Genomic DNA, 23,728 nt, shown 5'->3' with positions numbered 1-23,728 from the left:
CGTGGAGCGGCGAGCTGAAGGGCATCCTCCCGAAGTTCGATGGTCGATGGGCGTGCTCCTGGCCCTCTGGGAGGAGCTGCGACAGCGATCGGGGCCGTTTCATGTGGAGATGCGCGGGGCGAGCATGTGGCCGGCGGCGCCGGAAGGGTCGCTGCTTGCGGTGACGCCCTGCTCGGTCGGTGCGCTCTCGCCAGGGGAGCTGGTGATGTTCAGGCGGGGGGCGGCGGTGATCACGCACCGGGTGATCCGGGTGACTGCGTGCGGTCAGGTGATCTGCTGGGGAGACGCGCTGCTCGAGCCGGACACGGCGGTGCGCGCAGAGGACGTGCTGGGCCGGGTGACGGTGGTGAAGCGAGGGGCGCTGATGGTGCCCGCGCGTTCGGTGGTGCGTGCATCGATGCGGACAGGCTGGATCGCCGTGCGACGCATGAGCGCCACGGCGGTGCGCGTGGCCAGGGGCGTTCACGTCCGGCATGGCGCGGGCGGGCATGAAGGGTGAGGCTCCGCGTGTCCAGCTAGGGGCGCGGCTCCTGGTGGATACGCGCTTGCGCGAGGCGGCGGGGGTCGTGCTGCAGGCGCTCGCCGAGGCGCGGATCGCTGCGGCGCCGATCAAGGGGGTGGTGACCAGCGTGGCGCTGTACGACGACCCGCTGGAGCGGCCGTTCGGGGATGTGGACGTGCTGGTAGGGCGCCACGATCTGGCTGGGGTGCGGGCCGTCGCGCGGGAGCAGGGGTGGCGGCTGGTGCATGACTCGCGACAGCTCTTCGCGGTGAACGTGGTCGTTCCGCCTGGCTTGCCTGTGGATGTGCGCGCTTCGCTCGGACCCCCCGCGCTCTGTCGCGTGAGCGCCGAGGAAATCCTGGCGCGGGCGGAGGAGGTGCGCGATCCGCGGGTGGTGAGGGCGCCGTTCCGGATGCTGACGGGTCATGATCACCTGCTCGTGCTGCTGCTCGATGCGGTGCTCGACAAGCTGGCACTGGGGGCCGCGCTGCGTCGGAGAGAGCTCGAGCTGGCGCTGCGACGCTGGGTCGGTTCGCCGGAGGGGTTCGCCGAGCATCTGCGGGCGGCAGGCTTCGCAGGGATCGCCTGGGTGGTGCTGCGGTGGCTGGAGGGGGAGGGGCGTGAGCCGATGGTCGAGGCGATCCGGATGGCGCTCGAGCCGCTGCCGCCAGTGCCCAGGTGGCTGGCGGCGCCGACGCTGGAAGCGTTTGGGCGGGCGCCGTATGGGCCGATGGCGCGGGTGGGGGTCCGCATGATCGCAGATGTCCCGTGGAGAGGGGTGGCTGCGCTCGTGCTCGGCGCGGTCGGCACGGTGCGTTACCACGTGCGGCACCGAGGGCGAGATCCCTGGGAGGGCGTGCTCTGGAAGGGAGAGTAGGCGGGCGAAGCGGAGTGAGGCGCGAGCGTCAGGTGATGGTGACGGTCAGGGTGAAGTTGCCGAAGCTGTAGCTCGCGTAGCCATCGACGACGATGAAGTAGACCGAGCCGGCGGTGACGGCGAACGAGAGGGTCTCCTCGTCGGATGCGACCATGCCGTCGGAGCACCCGAGGTAGGAGGGAGCGTTCGCGTTGCCGGCGTCGCAGCTCCCGCCCCAGGCGGCGAGCACGCCGTCGAAGCCGCCGCCTGCAGCGCCGAGGTTCGGCAAGGTGACCGTCATGGTCCCGCTGGAGGAGGCGAAGACGGCGAAGACGCGGTCCGGAGAGCCTGGCAGTGCGCCGCACGAGGTGTAGTCGTCGGTGTAGCCGGTGGTGAAGGAGTTGATCACCAGCGGGCTGCTGATGCTCGCCTGATGGAGCTGGCCTGGGCAGGTGTCGGAGTCATCGGTGGGGATCTCGAATTGACAGGTCGCGTCGCAGCCATCTCCGGGGTTCGTATCGCCAAAGTCGCACTCTTCTTGCGGGGCGTTGATCACGCCGTCCCCACACACGGCGGGGTCGAGGCGTGCCGAGAGGGTATAGGCCCCTTCGGTCTGATCGCGTCCGTCGACCACGATGTAGTAGGGCTCCCCGACCTGCGCGTCGAAGGAGAGGGTCTCGATCCCCGTACCGCGGTCGCTGCAGTAGAAGCTGGGGCCTCCGCAGACATCCTGGGCGTAGAGCACGCCGTTCAGGTCTCCGAAGCTCGTCAGCTCGACGGTCATGGTGCCGGCGGACGTGGGCGTGAACTGGTAGACGGTATCCGGACCGGAGCCCGTGCCGGTGCCACAGTACGAGGTGTAGTCATCGACGAAACCAGTCGTCGTTCCACCGAGCGTGAGCGGAACGCCAAGGGAGATGTCGAACGCATCGCCAGGACAGGTGTCGGTCCCGGTGTCGCCTCCGGAGCCGCCTGTCCCCCCGCCGGCTCCCCCGCTGTTGTCTGTCCCTCCTTGTCCCGCCCCGGCGGTGCCTCCTGTGCCATCACCGCCCTCTCCCGTGGTCGTTCCCGCGCCCTCTCCGCCGCCTCCGTCTCCGTCGGGGAGGGGGAGCTTGTTCTGGAGACAACCAGCGTGGAGTGATGCCGCTACGAGCGCTGCCGTCAGGGGAAGAAGGATCCGGGTCTGCATGGCACCTCCGCGCGCGTCTGGGCTCGCGAGTGAGCGTGGCTCGTGAACGCCCGAGCCTCGAAAGTTTTACATGAAGGTGCTGCTCGAACCAACGCGAGGCGCTCGCGACGCACGATCCTGTCAGGGGAGAGGTCACTCCGGGCACGAAAAGCCTGATTTGCGAGGGCGTCGTCGGTCATGCGGGTGTGGTAAGCGTCCGGAGCCGAAGCGCTGATGGTGGCGCCTCCTGCGCTTTCGAGGACGCCGTGCGTTGCTTGCCCACCGCCTACCGATCTTTGCGCGAAGCGATGATGCTGGCCCCGACGCTGCTCGATGCGGCGCGCCAGGAGGGCAGGCCATGGATGGCCGGGAGTCTGGTCGAGGGGCCTGCGATCTTGCTGGGCGCTGCGCAGCGCGCTGGGCGCGTCGTGAAGCTGGCGGCTTGCGCCGAGGCGGGAATCTCAGTGTTTCGACGTGCGACGACGGGGACGGCAGTTCATCTGGGCGGTCGGGGGGTCGTGTGGACCCTGGCGCTGCCGGACGTCGCGGCGCTCGCGCATGATGCAACCGCGAGGACGGTATTGAACCGGAATGTACGCTTTTTTTTGAAGGGGTTCGGGCGAGCCGGAGTGCAAGCGCATTACTTCGGTCGCGAGTGGATCTCGATCCGACGTCGGCCTGCTGCGGTCATCGCGGCGGAAACCACGGTGGAGGGCGCGGTGGTGCTGGAAGTGTGGTCTGGCCTCGATGCTTCGCTTGCCTTGCCGGGAAGGTGCGCTGCGCCCGAGGAGCTGGTGCTGGATCGATGGCTCGGAAAGCAGCCTGCTGCCCTGGCAGAGGTGCTCCCTGCGGGGGTTACGCCGGAGATCCTCGTGGAGGAGGTGCTCGTGGGGATCGCTGCGGCCGCACAGGTGACGCGCGAGCCCGTCGAGCTGCGTACAGGGGAGCTGTCAGGCTTGGTGGATGGAAGCAGTGGGTTCGGGCTTCCATCTTCGCCACCCGTGGCGGTCTCGCTCGAGCGGGTGCCGATCGGCTGGATCGAAGCGGAGACCCTGCCGGCGGGCGACTCGTTGGCATCCGAGAGCGCGACACGAGAGACATGTCCGCGCGTGTGGCTGGGGGGTGATGTGATCACGGGGACCTGGGTCCTCGATGCCCTCGCACGTGGTGCAACGAGCGGCGATGGGAGCAGCACGCCCAGGCTGGAGCCGGACGCCGTGATCCTGGAGGGAGCGACCCTCGAAGTGCTCGGAACCCTGGCGCAACGCGCTCGGTCCCGTTGAACGAGAAATGCGCCGATGCCGCATGGGCACCAGCGCTCTTCGGAGCATGTCGACAGGCAGGCGGCCTGCCCGCGGGGCTTACTTGCCCTTCTTCTTGGCGGGCTGAGGGTTCTTCGGCGCCTTGATGCTCTTGGCGGCCTTGGTCTCCTTCGGGGCCTTTGCGTTCTTGGGGGCCTTGGCGTCCTTGCTGATCTTCGGCGCCTTGGCGCTGGACGAGACCTTCGCGGGGACGGTGGTCGACGTGGGCCGGAGGAGATCGTCTGCCATCTTGGCCGCTCGATCGGTCTTCTCCCAGCTGAACTCGTCCCGGCCGAAGTGACCGTAGGCTGCCGTCTTCCGGTAGATGGGCTTGAGCAGGTCGAGCTGCTCGATGATGGCCTTGGGGCGCATGTCGAAGTTCGACATCACGTACTTCTCGATCAGCTCCTCATCGATGCGACCCGTCCCGAAGGTGCTGACGTGCACGCCGACAGGATGAGCGACGCCGATGGCGTAAGCGATCTGCACCTCGCAACGGGAGGCGAGCTTCGCTGCGACGATGTTCTTGGCGACGTAACGCGCGTAGTAGCAGGCCGAGCGGTCGACCTTGGACGGGTCCTTGCCGCTGAAGGCACCGCCGCCGTGACGACCCATGCCGCCGTAGGTGTCGACGATGATCTTACGGCCCGTCAGGCCGGCATCGCCGCAGGGGCCGCCGACGACGAAGCGTCCGGTCGGGTTGACGTAGATCTTGGTCGCCTTGTCGATCAGCTTGGCCGGGATCACCTTGTCGATGATCTGGCTCCGCACGGCCTCGACGATGGTCTTGTGCTTCACCTCGGGGGCGTGCTGGGTGGAAAGGACGATGGCGCTGATCCGGACCGGCGTGTGGTCCTCGTACTCGACGGTGACCTGGGTCTTGCCATCGGGGCGGAGCCAGTCGAGCTTCTTGTTCCGGCGAAGCTCTGCGAGTCGCTTGGCCAGCCGGTGGGAGAAGGTGATCGGCGAGGGCATGAGCTCCGGCGTCTCGTCCGTTGCAAAGCCGAACATGAGGCCCTGATCACCAGCGCCCATCTCCTTGTGCAGGCCCTGCCCCTCGGTCACGCCCTGCGCGATGTCGGGGGACTGCTTCTCGATGGCCGTGAGGACTGCGCAGGTGGCGTAATCGAACCCCATGGAAGAGTCCGTGTAGCCGATGTCCTTGATCGTGCTTCGCACCACCTCGGGCATGTCCACCCACGCAGAGGTGGTGATCTCGCCAGCGACGACAGCCATGCCCGTCTTGACCAGCGTCTCGCAGGCCACGCGGGCCGTCGGGTCCTGAGCGAGGATGCCGTCCAGGATGGCGTCGGAGATCTGATCGCACACCTTGTCGGGGTGCCCTTCGGTGACGGACTCGGAGGTGAACTGGTAACGGCGCATGATGTCTTCCTTGACGGAGGAGATACGGGTCGCAGAAATGGAGGTCAACGAATAGTTCGCCCTCCAGGCACCGTCAACGCGTGAGGGGGGCCCAAACGCCAGACGCCGGGATGGTGGTGCATCCCGGCGTCCATGGTCGAGCCGTCCTGCTGCCGGCGCGTCGTGGATCGACGTCGAGGCCGGGTGAGACAGGCTGTGTGTGCGTTACTTGGCGTATCCCTCGAGCCTGTTCACCAGGTCGCCCGAGAAGGTCCCCTGCGCGAGCCGCTGTCGGACCTGCTTGAACAGGGCGCTCCACTTGGCGGTCTCGTCGGCCGAGAGGTCCACGACCGTCATCTTGCCCTTCAGCCGGTTGTAGGCCGCATCGTCCTCGTTGCGGATGCGCTGCGTGAGCGCAGCTGCGGCGACCTTGCCGGTGTCGGTCACCACCGTGCGCAGATCGCCGGGGAGGGCGTCCATGCGCTTCGCGGTGAGGATGACGGCGCCGATGGCTGTCCCTCCCACGTTGGCGCCGATGTGGTCGAGCCGCGACGCCCACTGGAACTGTTCGGCGGCAAGGGACGGCGTGACGAGCACGTTGATGGTGCCTGTATTCAGGCCAGGCAGAACCTCCGGGATGTTCAGGGGGACGGGCGTGACGCCGCCGATGGTTTGATAGAAGGTCGGTTGGATGGCATCGTCGCGCCACATGTAGGGCTTCTTGCCGCGCATGTCCTCGGGGCTGCGCAGGGCGAATCCCTTCGTCATCGTGCGGTAGAGGCCGACGTCTCCCCAGCCGAGGATGCGAAAGCCAGCCTTCGAGACGCCCTCTTCGAACTCGCCCTTCAGAGCGTTCCTGGCCGCATCGAGCTTGGCCCAGGTCGTGAACAGACCGGGCATCTGCAGGGCAACGATGTCCTTGTTCACCTTGCTGAGGCCCACGGCGGTGACCGCGGCGCCGTCGAGCTGGCCAGCCTTCATCTTGCCAATCATGGCGCCTTCGTCGCCTTGCTGGCCGTTGTAGAAGAACTTCAGCTCGAGCTTGCCACCGCTCTTCTCCCGCACGGCCTTTTCCCAGACCGTGAAGACCTGACCCCATGGACTCATTTTCGGCGCGAGCGTGCCGATCTTCAGCTCGTCAGCGCCTCCGGCCTTCGCTTCGTCTGCACGCGTCTCATGCGCCAGTCCGACGAGGAGCGAGAACGCTCCCAGCAGCACGGCGGCCGCTCTACGCATCATCATGTCCACCTCCATCACAGCTCTGAGCTGTCTTATGTTCCCGTATACACTTGCCCCGCTGCGCACTGCCAGCGCCCGTAGCCCCAGAGGAGCCAGCTTCACGCATCTTCACCAATGGGCTTCGAGGATGTTGTGATGCGCCGTGGCAAGGCGGTTCGTGGAGCAAGTAGGAAAATCATTCTTTCTGGTCGGAATGCAGCGCCGACATCCTCCTCTGCGATGCTGCCAGAAAGGATGGACGGTGGCCGAGGTGAGTCGATTCATGTCGCGCCGCGGCAAAGCAGTGGGTTCTGCGTCAGGGCGGCGGTCGGGATAGAATGGCCTCGATGAGGGTCGAGGAGATCAAAGCGTGCCTGGAAGGGGAAGGATGGCCCGTCGAGGCGCTGTCTTCGGTGACGCTACGGAGCGGATTCGAGGGATCGACGAGAAAATTTCATCTCTACGTCCATGTCTCACCCCCTTTCGTCACGTTCGCCGTGCTCCCGTTCGGCAGGCTTCCAGCCGAGTCGGATGCCGCGGACTTGGTGGCGCGGCGGCTGCTCCGGCTGAACCGAGAGATCAACATGGCGAAATTCTCGGCGGACGAGGAGGGGGACATCCTGCTCAGCGTCGAGTATCGGCTCGAGCATCTCGACCCGAGCGAAGTGCGCGACGCCGTCGATGTGCTCTCGTTCTACGCAGACCGATACTACGCCGAGGTGCAGCTGCTCGTCTCCGGGCGCGGGTGATGCGTTCCGGGTATCAGGGGTCGATGCGCTCTTCACGAGGCGCCGCCTTCCGGCCCTCGCGCAGCTCGCTGCGGATCACGCGAAGCCGCCGCACGTCGCTCCCGCGAGCAACGGTCAGCTCTACGGTGCTGCCTGGATCGCCTCGCAGACGAGCACGGAGATCCTTCGAGGTGAGAGCGCGGACGTAGACGCCATCGATCATGAGGATCTCATCGCCCGGAAGGAGGCCGGCGCGATCGGCGGCGAGGCCGGAAGGCACATCGCGAATGTAGACCGCTTGCGTTTCTCCGTCGCGACCGAGCACGGCACCAACAGAGCCGATCTGCGCGCTGCGACAGGCCGCGAGCGCGAGGGGCAGCGCGACGAAAGCCGTGGCGATGAGCCTCACGCTCGCGAGGATAGCGCGCATCGCCTCATGGATGCGCTCGCTGGAAAGTCCGCAGCGTAGTGCGCACATGACTACGCAGCGTGGCGTGCTGGCTGTCCCATTCGCGATGCGGAGGCACAATCTCGCCGATTGTCGGCCCCCGCATTCTAGTTGGTGTTTCAAGAGCGCTGGCCTAGAGTCGCCCTGATCCGGGCGCATCATGCCCGTGGAGCCGAGCATGGTGACCGCCCCCTTCGAGCCCCCCCCCAGCGTGTCCCTGCATCCCAGCATCGGGGCCAGTGGCTGGAGTCGGTGGCTCGAGGATCCGCTGCGGCAAGTACATCGTGAGCCGCTCGCTCGGTGGTTCGCGCAGAGGCTGTTCCGTATTCGGATCATGCCCGATCGCGTTGTGGTCGTTTCTGCCCTTTTCGCAGCTGCGTCTGGCGTCCTGGTAACGACCCCTGCGCTTGGCCGCGTGGTGGGGGCGGGAGTCGCTTTCGAACTCAGCACGATCTTGGGACGTGCTGGCACGCTGCTCGCTGATGCACACCGGGCACATGGGACCGTCTCGGAGTCACAGCCGGCGAATCTGCAGGTCAAAACAGCAGCAATCGAATGGCTCGGCGTTTTGTTCCTGTATGGCGGCCTCTTTTATCACGTGCTGGTGAATCCTCCTCCGGCAGGAGTCTGGAGCACATATGCCTCTCCAGCTGGTGTTCTTCTCTTGGCCCTGCTGCTGGCCATTGGCCGCACCGCGGCCGCCAGTCATTATCGGTTGAAGTACAGTGCCCTGCGAGGCGAGGGGCGAGATGCCCAGCAGGCCGAGGGGTTGCGCAGGTTGGCGCTCGCGCTCGGTCCATCGTCGCCGCGGCTCGACGTTGTGGTGCTCTGTTTGCTGCTGGGGCGGGTCTGGATGGGGCAGCTGCTCTTCGTGATGGTCAGTTTGGCCTGGCTCCTCGGCGTGGCCATTCTTCACGGTTGGCTCTCGAAGGGGGATGGTCGGCGCGCGAAGCTGGAAGACGCTCAGGCTGTCGAGTGAGCGCGAGCGTGAGCATGCGGCAATGGCATGCTCGTCACATGCCGTCGCCGACCCAGCGAATGCGGATGAGCCCTGGGCCACGGCGGACGACCGCCTGACACGCGAGGCGCTCGGTCTCTGTTGCGCCGAGCATCGAGAGCAGCTCCTTCTCGTCGGGGCCAGGTGATTCGAGGTGCTCTGCACCTGCGAGGATTTCGATCTGGCAAGTCGCGCATGCTGCGGCACGGCAGGAGAAACCGACCGGCGCGTTCTCTGAGTCGCAAATGTCGATCAACGCACCCTCACCATCGACGGAGAGTGCAGGGCCGAGCGAGCTGGCTTCGAAGGAGATGGTAGGCACGGGCGGAGGTTAGCGCGTCAGCTGGGATCAGGGGCAACCCGCCCGCTCGGAGAGTGAGTCAGTGAGCTGCTTGCAGGTCTCCTCGAGGGGGAGGCGCTCGGGATCTGTCTCCGCCAGCTCGACCTTCTGCTCGAAGCGATCCCGTGCCTCTCGAATGGCAGCGGCATGGGCTTCGCGAAGTTCGGCCGGCGCGCTGGCCGAGCAGGCTTCGAGGCGAGCGACGTAAGCGTCACACGGAGGGGCGCCCGTCTTGTCGTGGCTGGCTGGTCCTTCGCCTCCACGCCCACAGGCCGCCGTGACGAGGAGAGGCGCCGAGAGCCCAAGGAAAAGAAAAAGAGCCTTCATGGTTTGCCGGGTCGTCGAGACCCTGCCACATGACCTCTGCCTGGGGGCAATTTCCTGCGGATCTGGGGGGAAGCGGCAGGCGAATGAGCCAAGAGGATGGCGTGTTCTTCCCGGGGGGCTCGTGAGAAGGCGCGCATGGTAGGGCCATGAAAATGCGGGCGCTCCTGGGAGGCGGCCGCTCGGACCACGAGCCCTGCGGGAGTCGCCACGTCATGAATCGCGTCGAGCGCGTATACGGGCTCTCCTGCGAGTACGCTGTCGGCCAGAAGGAGGACTGCACTCCCGTCCGGTCGAAGAACGCGTGCCATCGCCGCGAGGACCGCACCGATCTCCTTGTGCCAGTGGGAGAGTCCTTCTTCTGGGCCGAGGCGTTCTAGCCGGCGGCGCGCGCCGATCTCCGCTTCTTCGAACCGCTCTCGCGGGAGCCGGAGCCAGCGGAGCCGGGCCTCGTGATGAGCGACGTAGTCGTATACGCCAGGGTAGGGGGGGGAGGTGACGATGAGATCGATGGAACCGGGGGCAATGCCGAAGAGAACTCGTGCATCGCCTGCCTCGGCGGTGGCCGCTGGCGCTGCCGAGAGGGCGGGTTGCACCTCGGCCAGACGGCGTGCCAACTCCTCCGCCTTCCGAAGGAACAGGCGGGCTGGATAACCCGCAGCAATCCTCCGGGGCTGCTCGTGCGCTGCCGTGTCCGCGGCGCGACGGCTCACCTTGGTGAGGATCGACGAAAGGACCAGCTCGAGATCCGCCCGTGCGGCTGCGTCTCCGAGCTCGTCGAGGCCCACACGGAGGCCGTCGAGCTCGAAGAGTACGTGCGCATCGAAGAGCGCCATGTCCTCTGGCCCGTATCGGCGGCTGGCGCCGCTGCGAGCGCGCCGTCGCGTGTCGGCGAGGCTCGCGACCTCCTTGGCTGCAGTGAGCAAACGTTCGCGTTCCGCAGCGCGCATGCCGCGTGATTTGAGGTGAGCGAGGCGCACCGCGAGTGGGTTCGCGTCGACCCCGATGGCCCTGCGCCCCGCGAGCCTGGCTTCGACGAGCACCGTGCCACTTCCGCAGAAGGGATCCAGAACCCGAGCGGTGGGAGGGGATAGCTGCTCCACGAGGCGTCGCGCCGTGGAAGGATGCATCCGCGCCGGATAGCTATGGAAACCGTGCACATGGGCACGGGCGGCCTCCTCCGCGGTCAGGGCGCCCTCGACGTCGAGCGCATCAGCGAGCTTCGTGGCGGTGTCCGGATCTCCGGTCAGGCGCGTCGGTCCGCCTACGTGGGTCAGCGCACGCCGGTCACGGCGTTCACTTTTTTGCGGTGTCGACATCGATCTCCAGACCTCGCGTGCCCAGGGTCGCTTCCTCCAGCGCGAGCGCTTCCTCTTCGGCCGCGGCAGCGAGCGCTGACGGCTCTGCCCCAGCGGTCGTCTGGTTTGCGGTGGCCGGAGCAGGTCCCACGCGGAGGCGCTGGGAGTACACCATGTTCCCGTCCTGCGTCACCGTCCCGCGCACGACATCGTTCACCTCGAGAAGGGCCAGCAACTCTTCTGCCTGTGCGTCCCCGATGCTCAGGGCCGCGGAGAGCTCACGGCTGGTCAATGCCTGCTGGCTCTGCGCTGCGACATCCGTTGCAGCGGCGAGCCATGCAGCGTCCAGAGAGGGGGCGATCTCACGGCCTCGAGCGCGCGCCCGGGCCATGGCCCAGAGCATGAACATGACGAGCGGGACAATGGTGAGCGCTCCCGCGACGAACAAGCCCGTGCTCGCGCCACTGATGAGCAGGAACAAGGTGAGGACAAGAAACGCGAAGCCGAGCATCAGTCCGCCGACCACCGAAGCGATCCGCCAGAGGCTACGGCCAGAGACCGCCGTCTGAGCCCGCTGGAGCGCGGTGGCTTCACGACCCGAGCGGGGAAGCCCTCCAGGGGACGGGGGCACCCGCGGGCCTCCGCAGACATCGCAGCGGAAGCGCAGCTCGGTATCCCGTGTGACGCCCGAGGTTGCAGCGCAATGTGGGCACACGTCCTGCCGCTGGCTGGTGCCACAGCGAGGGCAGCGTTCCGCTTGCAGTGCCACATCTGCCCCACAGGCGCTGCAGTGTGGGTTCGCCGCGATGTTCGGGTTGTTCATGCGAGACCCGCAACCTGCCCTGGCTTCGCCGTGACCACGGCGCTGCGCAGCGCTGCTTCAAACAAGCTGCGTCCATCCGCTCTCCCTTGGAACGCCTCGCTCATGCGCTCCGGGTGGGGCATCAGGCCGAGCACGTTTCGGCCAGGTCCTCCGACAACGCCAGCAATGCTCAACATCGAGCCATTGGGATTCGTCTCGGTCCAGCATTCCTCATCGGGAGTTCTCGCAACTCGTCCTTCCTCGTCACAGTACTGGAAGGCGACAGAGCAGCTGGCTTCGAGCGAAAGCAACGTTTCAGGGCTGGCCTGGTAGCGCCCCTCGGCGTGTGCCACGGGCAGTCGAAGCACCCGCGGTAGACCCGTGGTGAAGGGGCCCTCTGCCTGTGGCGTCACGAAGACATCGCGGCACTCGAAGCGGAGGTGTGCGTTGCGGGTGAGCGCCCCAGGCAGGAGGCCCACCTCCGTGAGGATCTGGAACCCGTTGCAGACCCCCAGGACCAGTCCTCCACGCTCTGCGTGCCGCCGGATGGCTGCCACAATGGGGCTGCAGCGAGCGATTGCTCCAGCGCGTAGGTAGTCACCATAAGAAAAGCCGCCGGGGATGGCGCAAAGGTCTGTACCGGGCGGCAGCTCGGCATCACGATGCCAGGCGATCGATGTCCGAACTTGAAGGACGTCGCGCAGCGTGCGGACCATCTCGGCGTCGGCGTTGGAGCCAGGGAACAGGATGACGGTCGCGTGCATCTCGCGATCGACGTAGCCCGGTTGTCCCTCCACGGCCAGTGGGTCGAGAAGGGTGCCGTCGAGCAGGCCGTGCCACCCGGTTCACCCGAGCGGCTTCACGGTGTCGACCCGATGTGCCAGGATGGCGTCATGCGTGGGCGGTGGTCGCAAACCACTCGGTCGACCGCGACCCTGCAAGTAGCTGGTGGATACGCGGTGCTGTCGGCTTTCGCGATCGCCCTGGCCCTGATCCTTCGGGACGGGGTTCCCTGGGAACACCCGCAGCCGTGGGCAGCGCTGAGCAGCCTTGCTGCCGTGGGCAGCAGTGTTGCGCTGGGGCTGGCACTTGCGCTGGTGATCATCGTGACGACGCGGGCGGCAGTACCTCGATTCCGCTGGGCTCGGCAGCTCCACGAAGACCTCCGGCCCGTGGCTCGGGAGCTTTCGGCGGGGCAGATCCTGCTGCTTGCCGTCCTGTCGAGCCTGGGTGAAGAGCTTCTTTTCAGAGGGCTCGCGACCCCCCTCCTGGGCGTCGGGCTGAGCGCCGTCGTCTTTGGTGTGGCGCACCAGATCAAGGGACCCAGTCGGTGGGTCTGGATTGCCTGGGCGACGCTTGCGGGCGCGGGCTTCGGCGCGATCTTCGCTCTGACGGGGTCCCTTCTGGGACCTGTGCTCGCGCACGCCGTCGTGAACGCAGTGAACCTCAGCTACCTGCGCGCCTATGATCCAGGGGCACCCGAGGGGCATCCGGCGTGAATCATCGCTTCTTCACGTTGCCGTCGGGCCTCGGGGGCAGCCGTGGCGCTGGACGTGGGGGGACCAGGGGCGGTGGCAGCGGGGGCGAGCCCGCCGAGTAGCCGCGGGAAGAGGGCATCGGGACCCCTGCTGCCCGGGCCAGAGAGCGCAGCGAAGGGGGAGGGCCTCCGCGACGACTCGAACTCTTCGGCCCGGAGGGAGGAGCTGATTCGAGGTCGAGCAGCAACTCGAACGACGCGGCCCCGTCGTCGGAGAGAGTCAGCGCTGTGCCCGGGCGCAGGCCACGTGACGAGGGGGGGGAAAAATCTTCGGGCGAAGGTGGCGGGCCTCCCAGTGCAGTGGTCCCGAACTTCGGTTCGGGTCTGCGCCGTGAGGGTGGCAAATCGAGGTCCGCGCGAGCGCTCTCGTCCTCGAGCCGCGTCGCTTCGAGCAGGTAAGCCGCGATGGTGCGCCGTTCGGACGGCGGCTCCACATCGGCCGGATGGAACGAGAAGCGCCCCACTCGCCACGCGAGCATGTTGCGCAGCACGGAGAGTGGGGGCACCCGGAGCGCTCCCACGGTGCCCCTCGCCAGCGTGCCCTCGGCAAGCTCGAGGTGCGCGCGGCGCTTCTTGCTCGTCACCTCGAAGAGTCCGGTGCGCCGCTCCATCTCCAGCACGGTGAGGACCGTCGCGACCGACATCTGGCTGAGATCTCCCTCGATGGCCGTCTGCTCGACCGCTGGCGGGATGGAGAGCAGGCTCTCGCGCCGGTGGCGTAGACGCGAGGCCATCTGGACGAGGGCTCCGATCTGAGCGACGACCTCGTTCACCCGGAAGGGCTTGGTCATGTAGACGTCGGCGCCCACGTGAAACCCCTGCAGGCGTGACTCCTGGTCATCCAGGCTGGAGAGAAAGAGAAACGGCGTGACCGAGACCCGTGAAGGGTGCATGCGTACCCCCCGCGCGACCCAGTAACCATCGTGGTCGGGGAGATCGATGTCGCAGACGATCGCCTCGGGTTCGAGTGCGCAGGCTGCGGAGAGACCGTCCTCTGCAGTCTCGCGTACGGCGACCTCATACCCCGCGTCACGGATCGCCGTTGCGAGCAGGCGTGCAACCCACTCATCGTCCTCGATCACGAGCACGACGCCGCTCGGCATGGGCAGACGAAGGTACACGTGGCCCTCGGGGGAGGCCAAGGTGGATCCGCGACCTGGGCGCTTGCTCCGCAAGAGCGGGCACAACGCCTCCATGCTCGACCAGTGGACTCTTGCTGGGCGGCGCAAACCGAGGTTGTCAGGTCGCCCCCTCACCGAGGCTTCGGCTATAACAGGGGAAACGATGGGTGCTCTGACTGGCAAGAATCGAGTCCTGGTTGCGATGAGCGGGGGAGTGGACTCCTCCGTGGCGGCTGCACGCCTTTGCGACGCCGGGCACGATGTCGTCGGCGTGACATTGCACCTCTGGGACTATCCTGACGATGGGGTGAAGGGTCGCTGCTGTGCGCCCGAGGACCAGCATGATGCCCGGCGGGTGACCGACATGCTGGGCATCCCGCATTACACTTTCGACCGCCGCGAACTCTTCCAAGAGCATGTCGTCGCTCCCTTCGTCGACGCCTACCTGGAGGGGCGCACGCCGAGTCCCTGCGTATCGTGCAACCGCTCGGTGAAAATTCGTGAACTCTTCACGCTAGCCGATCGCCTCGGCGCGGCGGCGATTGCCACGGGGCATTATGCGAGGGTGGTCCGTGAAGGGGGGACCGCCAGACTTTACCGCGGTCGGGATCGTCACAAGGACCAGAGCTACTTCCTCCACATGCTCCGAGCGTCCGAACTCGATCGCTTGATCCTGCCGCTCGGTGACTCCACCAAGGAGGAGGTCCGAGCGGAGGCCATCACGCGACGGCTGGCTGGTGCTCACAAGGGCGAGAGCCAGGAGCTCTGCTTCGTCCCCACGGGGCGTTACGACGCCTTCGTCGCCGAGCGTGCGAATGCTCGGATTCGCCCTGGCCCCATCGTGGATCGTGATGGGCGCGTGGTGGGACAGCATCATGGGGTCCATGCTTTCACCGTCGGACAGCGCAAGGGGCTCGGGGTGGCGCTGGGTCGACCCGCGTTCGTGGTTGGTCTGGATGCCACGGCCGCGACGGTTCATCTCGGTGACGAGACGGCGCTGCATGCGGGCGGTGCCACACTGAAGGACACCGTGTGGGATGACGATGTGGTGTTTCCTCTCCAGGCCGAGGTGCGTGTTCGCGCGCGGCACGATGGCGCCCCAGCCGTGATCGAGCGCCATGTCGATCCAATGGGAGAAGCCTCCTTCGTGGTCCGGTTCGTGTCGCCGGTCCGGGCGGTCTCCCCGGGGCAAGTGGCCGTCGCTTATCGAGGCGATCGGGTGCTCGGTGGCGGAACGATAGAGGCTTCCCTTCCTTCGTCGCCCCAGTCTCGAGCGGCGGAAGCGCCCATGAGTCCCCTTGAGGTGGCGCCATGACCCGAGCGAGCCACGTCGGGCGCAGCTTCACCCTGTGCGGGCTCCTCGCCCTCGGAGCGCAGGGGTGCTCTCTGGGCCAGGGCGAAGGAAAAGTTCATAGCGATCGGTTGCTGGCTCGCGAGTGCTGGGACACCACCTACGACCTACAACCCGATTTTTTCGCCGCCGTCCCCTACCGATCGACACTCCTGGTTCGCTTGCAGCGAGGCACGGATCTCCAGGAGGTCTCGGACGGACTGGGAATCCTGGTCGACGATGTCGATGCCATCCGCAACGGCATGCTCGGCGTGGAGCTTCCCGTCTCACTCCCCGTCGGTGTTCAGCCTCCAGGAGCACCGCCGCGCGAACCTGGAGATCCTGCGTCGCTCGTTCACATGTCGCTCTACCTGCAGCAGTCGTGTCACAACCAGAACATCGTGCTGTATGCCGTGCGCGGACACATCGTGTTCAACGATCTCTTCAGCGGCGATCCTCACGAGAAGAATGCCGACGAGAAGTTCACCGATGCGACGTTCGACGTCTGGGTCGGCGACCCCCGTGACGCCCCGGTCGGTGCGCCCCCGGATGCGATACCGGAAGAGCTTCAGTCACACGTCACCGGATACTTCCGTTTTTACTTCGAGCGGGGTCAGCCCGGACAACCCTTCCCCTGAAGTCTACCATCCGCCAGTGTCCCACCTGTGGGACACAAGACTCCTCCCTCGCCACCGCTCCATGATCATCGGGATCGTTCGAGGGGGGTCCGGAAGGGGGCTGGAATGCCCCGAGCCTGTTCGGGCCTCCTTCCATGGAGGATCATGCGAGGTGATCCTGGCGACGGGAACCCGAGCGCGACGCGATCGGGGGATCGCCTGCTGGGTTGCCAGCCTTGCAGAGAGAAGAACGTCGGCCCGCTGTCGACGCAATTCCCCTACAACGTGGCGAAGTGCCGCGCTCTCGCGGTAAAGTAGCGTCCTACTCATGGCCCAACCTCCGCCTCGACCCGCTGCACGTATGGGCGGACCAAACAGCTCCGGGTCGACCAGCAGCTCATCGTCCCGTTCGAAGGATTCCGACAAGACCCCTGGGACGTTCTTCCTTGGCCGTTACCGGGTCGTGGACGAGATCGGCGTCGGTGGGATGGCGAGCGTGCATCTCGCGCGCATGGATGGTCCTGGCGGGTTCCAGAAGTGGGTCGCGATCAAGCGCATCCACCCGCACCTGGTCGAGGACGACCAGTTCGTCGACATGTTTCTCGACGAGGCGCGCATCGCGGCAGGCATCAATCACGCCAACGTCGCCCAGGTGTTCGATCTGGGTAAAGACGACAACACCTACTGGATCGCCATGGAGTACCTCCACGGCGAGCCGCTTCGTGAGGTGATGCGTCGTGCCGAAGAGCGTGGTCTACAGCTCTCGCCGGAGCTCGCCGCTCGCATGTGTGCCGACGCAGCCGAAGGGTTGCATGCGGCGCACGAGCTTCGCGGCAAGAACGGTCAGCTCCTCGGCCTCGTTCATCGCGACGTCACGCCGCACAACCTGTTCATCACCTACGACGGCTACACCAAGGTCGTCGACTTCGGCATCGCCAAGGTCGCCGATCGCCTCTCATCGACCCGAGCCGGCACGCTCAAGGGGAAGCTCGCCTATATGTCGCCCGAGCAAGTCTCGGGCGTGAAAGACATCGATCGCACGACCGACATCTTCGCGCTCGGTGTGGTCCTGTGGGAGCTGACCACGAACCAACGTCTGTTTCGCATGGATACCGACCTCGACACCCTCGAGAAGGTGCAGAAATGCGAGGTGCCACCACCGTCCACGCTGATCCCGAACTACCCGCTGGAGCTCGAGGCCATCGTCCTCAAAGCGCTCGCCAAGGATCGGCGTCAACGCTTCGCCACCGCGCGTGAGTTCTCGAGGGCCCTCCAGAACTTCCTCATGCGCCGTGGTGCCTACGTCGGTCCCGAGGAGGTCGCGCAGTTCGTTCGGCAGGTCTTCGCGGATCGAATCGAGAAGCGGGAGCAGCACCTCGCCTGGGCGGCGGAGGTCACGTCGACCATCAACGTCGATCAGCTCAAAGCCACCGGAAATCCCAGCGTCGCTGGAGGGAGCGGCGGTGGCAGGGAAGACGACGACGACCTGCGACGATCGCGCGGCAACGCCCCGCGCTCGTCTGGCTCTCCAGCGAGCGGGATCGGTCCCATCGGTCGCGCTGCGCAGGTCGAGTCGCAGATGGCTGCCAGCTCGCTGATGGACGACGATGAGGACGTCCCCACGACGGTCGCCAACCGCGATCAACTCGAACCTCGATCCGTCGGACCCGAGCGCATGGGGCCACGTCCAGCCGCAGGAATGCCGGCCCTTGGCGCTGCAGGCCCGGGAGGACACCCGCACGGCATGGGGATGGGGCGTCCACTCCAAGCCGAGCCTGGACCGACGGGCGCACCGCCTCGTGCTCCAGCGACCATGCAGCTCCCATCGATGGCGGGACCGGGGCCCTCTCCTTACGGCGCCCGCCCCCCGGGGAACCCGTATTCCCAGCCGCCGCCTTTCTCGGCGTCTTCGCTCGACGAACGAGACGATGATCTCGGCGCGACCCTGGCGCTACCCAGCACGATGGGTCTGGGCCCCTCTCCGACCGATCGACCGCGACCCGCTTTCGGTCCGGGACCAGCTGCTAGCCAGCTTCCTCAGGGCATGGGAGGGCAGGGCATGGGAGGGCCGAGCTTCGGCGCTCCTCCCTACAACGGCCAAGGGTACGGTGGGCCTCCAGCAGGTCCGCAGGGATATCCCGGTGTGCGTCATGGCGGCGCTCCCAGCTTCGGTCCCGCTCCGACGGGTCCGCAGCCTCCAGCCACGCAGGCGTTTCCCATGCATTTTCCTCCAGGGCATCAGCCGCAATCTCAGATCGAGACGGCGCTGTCGTTGCCTCGCCCTGATCCGGCCGCGCTCTGGATGGCTCAGCAAGATGCCGCCAAGCGCGGACAGCGACGAAATACCGGCGTGATCATTGCGGTCGTCGCCCTGACGGCGCTGTGTCTCATCGGCATCGTCGCGCTGGTCTACTTCAAGATGCAGCGGACACAGGCGCCTCCCCCCAGCGTCGCACCGGCCGCGGATACGACCATGGGGGCCGCGTCGCCTCCATCCGCTCCGACTGAAGCAGTGGTCGCGGCTCCGCCCCCTGAAGCGCCCGCCGACGATGCCCCTCCGGCGCAGCCCTCCGCATCGCCCACGGCTGCTGCGGCAGCGGCTCCAGCCGCGCTCTCCGCGCCTTCCTCGATCACGGCTACAGCCGCGGTAGCTCCCGCCAGCTCACCCAAGCCCGTCACCGCCTCAGCGCCAGCGGCGGCGGCTTCGAGCGAGCCCAAGGAAGTCCCTGGTTATCTGACCATTCAGTGTGATCCGCAGTGCGATGAAGTACTCGACAACGGCCGCAGCCTCGGTCCTTCGCCGGTCATGCGCGTCGCGGCTTCTCCTGGACAGCATCGGGTCACGGGTCGCAAGGGGACCACGAGGAAGGTCATCTCGGTCATCGTCGTCTCTGGCTCGGTCTCGGCGCATCGCATCGCCATGAAATGATGAAGAAGCTCTCCGAGCGCGGTGGCGGGGGATCCCGTCGTGACCGTGCGAGCGTGAGGCCTGTTACGCTCTCGATCCAGGAACTGGCCGCTGGCGGCTCAGGCATCGCGCGCACCGAACAAGGCGAAGTCGTCTTCGTCCCCGGTACGGCATCTGGCGACGTGGTCGAGGCTGACGTCGACCGTTCTGTGCGACCTGCCCGTGGCAAGGTCCTGCGCGTTCTGACTCCCGGCCCTGGACGCGTCGAGCCTCTCTGCGCCTTCGTCACGAGCTGTGGAGGATGTGACTGGATGCATCTCTCCGCTGCCACACAGCAAGAGGCTCACGCTGTGCTCGTCCAGCGGGCCATCAGGCGGACCACATCGGACGTCGCGCTGCCTCCCCTTCGTGTCCATCCTGCGCCCCAACCCTTTGGATACCGCACCCGGGCCCGGCTCCTGGCAAAGGCATCCCGAGGAGGCTCCAGGCGAGGCAGTGGGCGCGGAGTTCATGGCACGTCCGGCATCGGTGTCGGTTATCGCGCTTCGGGAACGCACGCGCTCGTTCCGGTGGATCGTTGTCTCGTCCTGACTCCCTCTCTGGATGCCCTCTTGAGCGAGCTTCCGGACCTCCTCGTCGGTGCGACTGGAGAAGGCGACGTCCTCATCGCCGCGGGTGCAGGTGGGCGTCCCGTCGTGGAACTCGCGTGGCGTGGTGAGCTCGCTCCCTCAACCTGGCAGCAGCTGGACCAGCGGGTTGCGCAGGGAACCTGGGCTGGCGCCCGCGTCGCGCTCGAAGGCGTCAACCGTCCGGCATCCTTCGGTGATCCACGACCAGTCATCCAGGGGGCAGACGGGGCGCCTCTCTTGCTGTCTGCCGGCGGCTTTGGCCAGCCTTCTGAAGAGGGCGCCTCGGTTCTCGCGCGGCGCGTCCACGAGCTTGTCTGGCTCGACGCCCCGTCGCGGCCCCTTCACCTGCTCGAGCTCTTTGCGGGGAGCGGGACCCTCTCGGTCCTGCTCGCGCGCGGACCGAACGCTGCTGACGCGGCAGATGGCGAGGCGAGCCTCGCCTCCTTCGTCGCCATCGAGCAAGGTGCCGAGGCCGCTGCCTGTCTTCGCGAGAACCTCGCAGCTCGGGGACTCTCGGGTAAAGTCGTCGTCGCTGATGCCGATGCCACCCCCATTCCCCCACGGGTCGACGTGGTCGTCCTTGATCCTCCCCGGGGTGGTGCCAGCGGGGCTGCGGCTGCGCTGGCGGCATCGAGCGCGCGCGTCGTGGTCTACGTCTCTTGCAACCCGGCCACGCTTGCGCGCGACCTCGCCTTGCTCACCGCGTCTGGACTCATGATCACCCACCTCGAAGCCGTGGAGCTCTTCCCACAGACCAGCCACGTCGAAGTCATCGTCCGGCTTGCTCGCCGCCCGGCTCGTGCCGCTGCGCTATCTTGAGAGCAGATGATCCACAACGTTGACGATCGGCTGCGCGAGGAAGCACGCCGCTTCCGTCTGGTCTTCGCCTGCCCCGACTGCGCCTCGTTCGACCCCGGCGCTCCGGACCTGGGTGACCCCCCGCGGTGCTCGCTCGGGTTTCCCGTCGAGCCGCACCTCTCTCAGGACCTGACCGCGCGCGAGCAGGTGATCTTCTGCAAAGCCTTCGAGCTCGGGTGAGCTGATGAGCGGGCCCAACGGTCTTCCCTCGCGAAGGGGCCGCTCCCACCCCCCCTCGCTGCGGCGCCTCGCCGAGCGCCTCATCCGTGACGAAGAGCTGCTTACCCGTGGCGATGTGGTCCTTTGCGCCTGCTCGGGTGGACCCGATTCCACGGCGCTGCTGCACGTGCTCGGCCTCCTTCGGCCTCGCATCGGTCACCGCGTGATCGCTCATGGCGTCGACCACGGCCTCCGGCCCGAGGCATCGGCGGAGCTCACACTCGCGGGCGATGTCGCTACCTCCCTCGGCATCCCGTTCCAGATCACCCGCATCGATGTGGCCCCTGGCGCCAACCTCCAGGCCAGGGCGAGGAACGCACGGCGCAGCGCGTTGGCCCGGGTGGCGCGCGCCTCGGGAGCGCGGACGATTGCCACGGGTCACACTGCCGACGACCGCGCCGAAACGTTTTTGATCCGCTTGCTCCGCGGTGCGGGGCCCCGTGGCCTTGCCGTGCTGCCCCCGAAAGCGCCCCTCGTGCTCCCCTCCATCTCCGTCTCGGTTCCGCCCTCCGTCTCCGTTCCACCTGGGAGCGAGCCCTCCAGTTGTGACGATGAAGGAGGAGAGGAGACCTCTCGACCCCCCCCTGAGCGTGGGGACGAAGGGGACCTGGAGCTGATTCGCCCCTTGCTGCTCGCTCGTCGGAGCGACGTCCTGAGCCACCTGCAGCGGCATCAGCTCGTTTTCGCTGAAGATCCCAGCAACCTCGATCCCCGGTTCCTCCGCACCCGCGTTCGTTGTGAAGTGATTCCTCTGCTCGAGGGCCTCTCCCCGCAGCTCGTTCAGCACCTCTGCGCGCTCTCCGACATGCTGGCGACCGAGCGGCCGGACGATGAAGCCCTCCCCATACCTCTGGGCAGGGCGCAACGTTTGGCGGTGGATCGAGCCCGTAAGCTCGGGCGTCCCGTACGATTGAGCCTCCAGGGAGACCGAGAGTTCACCCTGGACTTCCCTGGAGGTGAAACCGTGCTTATTGAGGAGAAGCGGGCGCGCCGCCGGCCGTGAGGCCGCGCTGGGCGGCTGCAGCCGTCCGGGCGCCTGGCACACAACACGCCTGGGCGGAGCTGCGCAGGTGGCATGATGGTCGGAACACGCGTACCCTTGAGGACGTGGTGGCTCGTCAGTAGCGAGCCTTGAGGTCACTCGTGAAGCAATCGCACAAGACGCTGCTGCTCTGGGTTTTGCTGATCATGATGTTCTTGGCGATCTGGCAATTCCTGAGCCCGGATCGCCCTCCCGCCACACCGGTGGCCTTCAGCGACTTCCTGACTCAGGTTCAGGTCCAGGACCGAGAGCATGAGCCCCACGTCGAGTCCGTCACCGTCAAGGACCGCGAATACACCTTCTGGGTCAAGGACCCGAAGAGCGGCTCCAAGACCAAGAAGGTCACGATCGGCCCCGAGAACAACGAGGACCTGACCAAGCTGCTCTACGACAACAAGGTCGCAGTCAGCTTCGAGAAGGAAGACGCCTCGCCGTTCTGGTCTGGTGCGCTCGTGACCATCCTGCCGATGGTCTTCCTGCTGGTGATGTTCTACCTGTTCATGCGCCAGCTTCAGGCGGGTGGCGGCAAGGCGATGAGCTTCGGCAAGTCGCGCGCGCGCCTCCTCAGCGAAGCGCAGAACAAGATCACCTTTGCCGACGTCGCTGGTATCGACGAGGCGAAGGACGAGCTGGAAGAGATCATCGCCTTCCTCAAGGACCCGAAGAAGTTCCAGAAGCTCGGCGGCCGCATCCCCAAGGGCGTGCTCATGATGGGCCCTCCTGGGACGGGCAAGACGCTGCTTGCCAAGGCGATCGCGGGCGAAGCGGGCGTACCGTTCTTCTCGATCTCTGGCTCCGACTTCGTGGAGATGTTCGTCGGCGTCGGCGCGAGTCGCGTGCGCGACCTCTTCGAGCAAGGGAAGAAGCACGCCCCCTGCATCATCTTCATCGACGAGATCGACGCGGTGGGTCGCCACCGCGGCGCGGGTCTCGGCGGCGGCCACGACGAGCGCGAGCAGACGTTGAACCAGCTCCTCGTCGAGATGGACGGGTTCGAGTCGAACGAGGGGGTGATCATCGTCGCCGCGACCAACCGCCCCGACGTGCTCGATCCGGCGATCCTGCGCCCTGGCCGCTTCGACCGGCGCATCGTCGTCAATCGTCCTGACGTCCGTGGCCGCGAGGGCATCCTCCGCGTCCATACCAAGAAGGTTCCCCTGGGGACCGACGTCGACCTCGACATCCTCGCCCGCGGTACCCCCGGCTTCGTCGGTGCCGATCTCGAGAACTTGGTCAATGAGGCAGCCCTCCTCGCCGCGCGCCAGGACAAGGACATGGTCACCATGGGTGACTTCGAGATGGCCAAGGACAAGGTGCTCATGGGCGCCGAGCGCCGGAGCATGGTCATCAGCGAGGACGAGAAGAAGACCACCGCGTATCACGAGGCAGGTCACGCCCTCGTCGCCAAGCTGCTCGAGCCGCACGCCGACCCGGTCCACAAGGTCACCATCATTCCTCGTGGACCCGCACTGGGCATCACCCAGCAGCTCCCCAAGGAAGACCGCTTGAGCATGTCGCGTGAGTTCGCCAAGGCGCGCCTCGCGGTGCTCATGGGGGGTCGCGTCGCCGAGGAGATCGTCTTCGGTCAGTACACGACAGGCGCCGGGAACGACATCAAGCAGGCCTCGAACCTGGCTCGCCGCATGGTGACCGAGTTCGGTATGAGCGAGGTGATCGGCCCGATCTCCTACGCTTCCGACGAGGAGTCGGTGTTCCTCGGTCGCGACTTCACCAGCCGTCGCCGCGACTACTCCGAGACGATCGCCAACCAGATCGACGATGAGGTCCGTCGCTTCGTGATGGACGCCCACAACGAGGCGCGGCGCATGCTGAGCGAACAGCGCGAGACCCTGGAGAAGCTCGCCATCGCCCTGCTGGAGCGCGAGACACTCGACGCCGAGGAAGTCGACGCCATCGTCGCTGGGCGTGAGCTACCGAAGCGCGATCGGGTCGTCATTCCCACCTACGCAGATCGCGAGCGTGCAGCGAAGGAGAAGCGGCGCGCTGCCAGCATCTTCGGCGCCCCCAAGCCCGCGCCGAGCACCTGAGCCTCGGTCGAGGCAGGTGAGTGAAGCCCCGGGGCGCAACGCTCCGGGGCTTTCGCTTTCTGGAGAGACCCTGGT

The 23,728-nt window shown here is 66.6% G+C and carries 23 protein-coding genes and 1 pseudogene; 14 read left to right on the top strand and 10 right to left on the bottom strand.

Going from position 1 to position 23,728, the window contains the following annotated elements; genetic code table 11:
* Positions 1–46 precede the first annotated feature (46 nt).
* Positions 47–499, top strand: a complete 453-nt coding sequence (locus CMC5_RS37645) for a S24/S26 family peptidase (protein WP_050434915.1) — start codon at positions 47–49, stop codon at positions 497–499.
* A gap of 34 nt (positions 500–533) precedes the next feature.
* A complete protein-coding gene (locus tag CMC5_RS37640) occupies positions 534–1,379 on the top strand; it encodes a nucleotidyltransferase family protein (RefSeq protein WP_218920161.1) in 846 nt (281 codons plus the stop codon).
* 28 nt (positions 1,380–1,407) lie between these two features.
* On the opposite strand, the gene CMC5_RS47115 is transcribed toward CMC5_RS37640, so the two are convergent.
* On the bottom strand, positions 1,408–2,547 hold the full coding sequence (locus tag CMC5_RS47115) for a hypothetical protein (RefSeq protein ID WP_050434913.1): 1,140 nt from the start codon (positions 2,545–2,547) through the stop codon (positions 1,408–1,410).
* Between the two features lie 245 nt (positions 2,548–2,792).
* Here CMC5_RS47115 and CMC5_RS37630 point away from each other — a divergent pair, with 245 nt between their 5' ends.
* Positions 2,793–3,809: a lipoyl protein ligase domain-containing protein gene (locus CMC5_RS37630; RefSeq protein ID WP_245678098.1), complete on the top strand. Its 1,017-nt coding sequence runs from the start codon at positions 2,793–2,795 to the stop codon at positions 3,807–3,809.
* A 78-nt stretch (positions 3,810–3,887) separates the two neighbouring features.
* Here the strand turns inward: CMC5_RS37630 and metK are convergent, their stop codons facing one another.
* The gene (gene metK, locus CMC5_RS37625) at positions 3,888–5,210 is read right to left on the bottom strand and encodes a methionine adenosyltransferase (RefSeq protein WP_050436372.1); all 1,323 of its coding nucleotides are present in this window, start codon (positions 5,208–5,210) and stop codon (positions 3,888–3,890) included.
* A 204-nt stretch (positions 5,211–5,414) separates the two neighbouring features.
* Positions 5,415–6,530 (bottom strand): TRAP transporter substrate-binding protein DctP, encoded by a 1,116-nt coding sequence (gene dctP / locus CMC5_RS37620; RefSeq protein ID WP_156339149.1) that lies wholly within the window; start codon positions 6,528–6,530, stop codon positions 5,415–5,417.
* Positions 6,531–6,754: 224 nt separating this feature from the next.
* Here dctP and CMC5_RS37615 point away from each other — a divergent pair, with 224 nt between their 5' ends.
* On the top strand, positions 6,755–7,156 hold the full coding sequence (locus tag CMC5_RS37615; RefSeq protein WP_245678096.1) for a T3SS (YopN, CesT) and YbjN peptide-binding chaperone 1: 402 nt from the start codon (positions 6,755–6,757) through the stop codon (positions 7,154–7,156).
* A gap of 13 nt (positions 7,157–7,169) precedes the next feature.
* On the opposite strand, the gene CMC5_RS37610 is transcribed toward CMC5_RS37615, so the two are convergent.
* Positions 7,170–7,544 (bottom strand): PDZ domain-containing protein, encoded by a 375-nt coding sequence (locus CMC5_RS37610; RefSeq protein ID WP_245678094.1) that lies wholly within the window; start codon positions 7,542–7,544, stop codon positions 7,170–7,172.
* Positions 7,545–7,761: 217 nt separating this feature from the next.
* Here CMC5_RS37610 and CMC5_RS45375 point away from each other — a divergent pair, with 217 nt between their 5' ends.
* Entirely contained in the window at positions 7,762–8,562 is an 801-nt protein-coding gene (locus CMC5_RS45375) for a hypothetical protein (RefSeq protein WP_156339148.1), read from the top strand.
* A 34-nt stretch (positions 8,563–8,596) separates the two neighbouring features.
* Here CMC5_RS45375 and CMC5_RS37600 read toward each other — a convergent pair whose 3' ends face one another.
* Genes CMC5_RS37600 through purQ form a run of 5 tightly spaced genes read right to left on the bottom strand, consistent with a single transcriptional unit; the run spans position 8,597 to position 12,060 of the window.
* Complete coding sequence (locus tag CMC5_RS37600) at positions 8,597–8,902, bottom strand: 2Fe-2S iron-sulfur cluster-binding protein (protein ID WP_050434907.1); 306 nt, start codon at positions 8,900–8,902, stop codon at positions 8,597–8,599.
* A gap of 27 nt (positions 8,903–8,929) precedes the next feature.
* Complete coding sequence (locus CMC5_RS37595) at positions 8,930–9,247, bottom strand: hypothetical protein (protein WP_050434906.1); 318 nt, start codon at positions 9,245–9,247, stop codon at positions 8,930–8,932.
* Positions 9,244–10,563 (bottom strand): DNA methyltransferase, encoded by a 1,320-nt coding sequence (locus CMC5_RS37590; protein WP_050434905.1) that lies wholly within the window; start codon positions 10,561–10,563, stop codon positions 9,244–9,246. The genes CMC5_RS37595 and CMC5_RS37590 overlap by 4 nt, the downstream gene beginning before the upstream one ends.
* Positions 10,541–11,365 (bottom strand): zinc ribbon domain-containing protein, encoded by an 825-nt coding sequence (locus tag CMC5_RS43615; protein WP_179955499.1) that lies wholly within the window; start codon positions 11,363–11,365, stop codon positions 10,541–10,543. The genes CMC5_RS37590 and CMC5_RS43615 overlap by 23 nt, the downstream gene beginning before the upstream one ends.
* Positions 11,362–12,060 carry a phosphoribosylformylglycinamidine synthase subunit PurQ gene (purQ, locus tag CMC5_RS37580; RefSeq protein ID WP_245678092.1) on the bottom strand — a complete coding sequence of 233 codons (699 nt, stop codon included), beginning with the start codon at positions 12,058–12,060 and terminating at the stop codon, positions 11,362–11,364. Before purQ ends, CMC5_RS43615 begins: the two co-directional genes overlap by 4 nt.
* On the opposite strand from purQ, the gene CMC5_RS37575 reads away from it, so the two are divergent.
* Positions 12,031–12,843: a CPBP family intramembrane glutamic endopeptidase gene (locus tag CMC5_RS37575; RefSeq protein ID WP_245678091.1), complete on the top strand. Its 813-nt coding sequence runs from the start codon at positions 12,031–12,033 to the stop codon at positions 12,841–12,843. The two genes, purQ and CMC5_RS37575, sit on opposite strands and share 30 nt — an antisense overlap.
* 1 nt (position 12,844) lies before the next feature.
* Here the strand turns inward: CMC5_RS37575 and CMC5_RS37570 are convergent, their stop codons facing one another.
* Entirely contained in the window at positions 12,845–14,023 is a 1,179-nt protein-coding gene (locus tag CMC5_RS37570; RefSeq protein WP_245678090.1) for a response regulator, read from the bottom strand.
* Between CMC5_RS37570 and mnmA the strand changes: the two genes are divergently transcribed.
* From mnmA to ftsH, 8 genes and pseudogenes are all read left to right on the top strand, one after another.
* A complete protein-coding gene (mnmA, locus tag CMC5_RS37565; RefSeq protein ID WP_342673914.1) occupies positions 13,983–15,317 on the top strand; it encodes a tRNA 2-thiouridine(34) synthase MnmA in 1,335 nt (444 codons plus the stop codon). The genes CMC5_RS37570 and mnmA overlap by 41 nt on opposite strands.
* A complete protein-coding gene (locus CMC5_RS37560; RefSeq protein WP_050434901.1) occupies positions 15,314–15,970 on the top strand; it encodes a hypothetical protein in 657 nt (218 codons plus the stop codon). Before mnmA ends, CMC5_RS37560 begins: the two co-directional genes overlap by 4 nt.
* 442 nt (positions 15,971–16,412) lie before the next feature.
* Positions 16,413–18,878: a serine/threonine protein kinase gene (locus CMC5_RS37555; protein ID WP_218920160.1), complete on the top strand. Its 2,466-nt coding sequence runs from the start codon at positions 16,413–16,415 to the stop codon at positions 18,876–18,878.
* Positions 18,875–19,054: pseudogene (locus CMC5_RS48190) on the top strand (TRAM domain-containing protein); the annotation flags it as partial. The gene CMC5_RS37555 and the pseudogene CMC5_RS48190, both read left to right, overlap by 4 nt.
* 414 nt (positions 19,055–19,468) lie before the next feature.
* Positions 19,469–20,305 (top strand): class I SAM-dependent RNA methyltransferase, encoded by an 837-nt coding sequence (locus CMC5_RS48185; protein ID WP_245678611.1) that lies wholly within the window; start codon positions 19,469–19,471, stop codon positions 20,303–20,305.
* A gap of 6 nt (positions 20,306–20,311) precedes the next feature.
* Positions 20,312–20,524, top strand: coding sequence for a hypothetical protein (locus tag CMC5_RS37545; RefSeq protein WP_050434898.1), 213 nt, complete (start codon positions 20,312–20,314; stop codon positions 20,522–20,524).
* Between the two features lie 4 nt (positions 20,525–20,528).
* Positions 20,529–21,566 carry a tRNA lysidine(34) synthetase TilS gene (gene tilS / locus CMC5_RS37540; RefSeq protein ID WP_050434897.1) on the top strand — a complete coding sequence of 346 codons (1,038 nt, stop codon included), beginning with the start codon at positions 20,529–20,531 and terminating at the stop codon, positions 21,564–21,566.
* 140 nt (positions 21,567–21,706) lie between these two features.
* A complete protein-coding gene (gene ftsH / locus CMC5_RS37535; RefSeq protein ID WP_050434896.1) occupies positions 21,707–23,653 on the top strand; it encodes an ATP-dependent zinc metalloprotease FtsH in 1,947 nt (648 codons plus the stop codon).
* The last annotated feature ends 75 nt before the right edge of the window (positions 23,654–23,728 follow it).

This window comes from Chondromyces crocatus (genome assembly GCF_001189295.1).
Lineage (GTDB): Bacteria > Myxococcota_A > Polyangia > Polyangiales > Polyangiaceae > Chondromyces > Chondromyces crocatus.
Note: the sequence above shows the minus strand (reverse complement) of the source record. Positions and strands in the feature narration are given on the sequence as shown.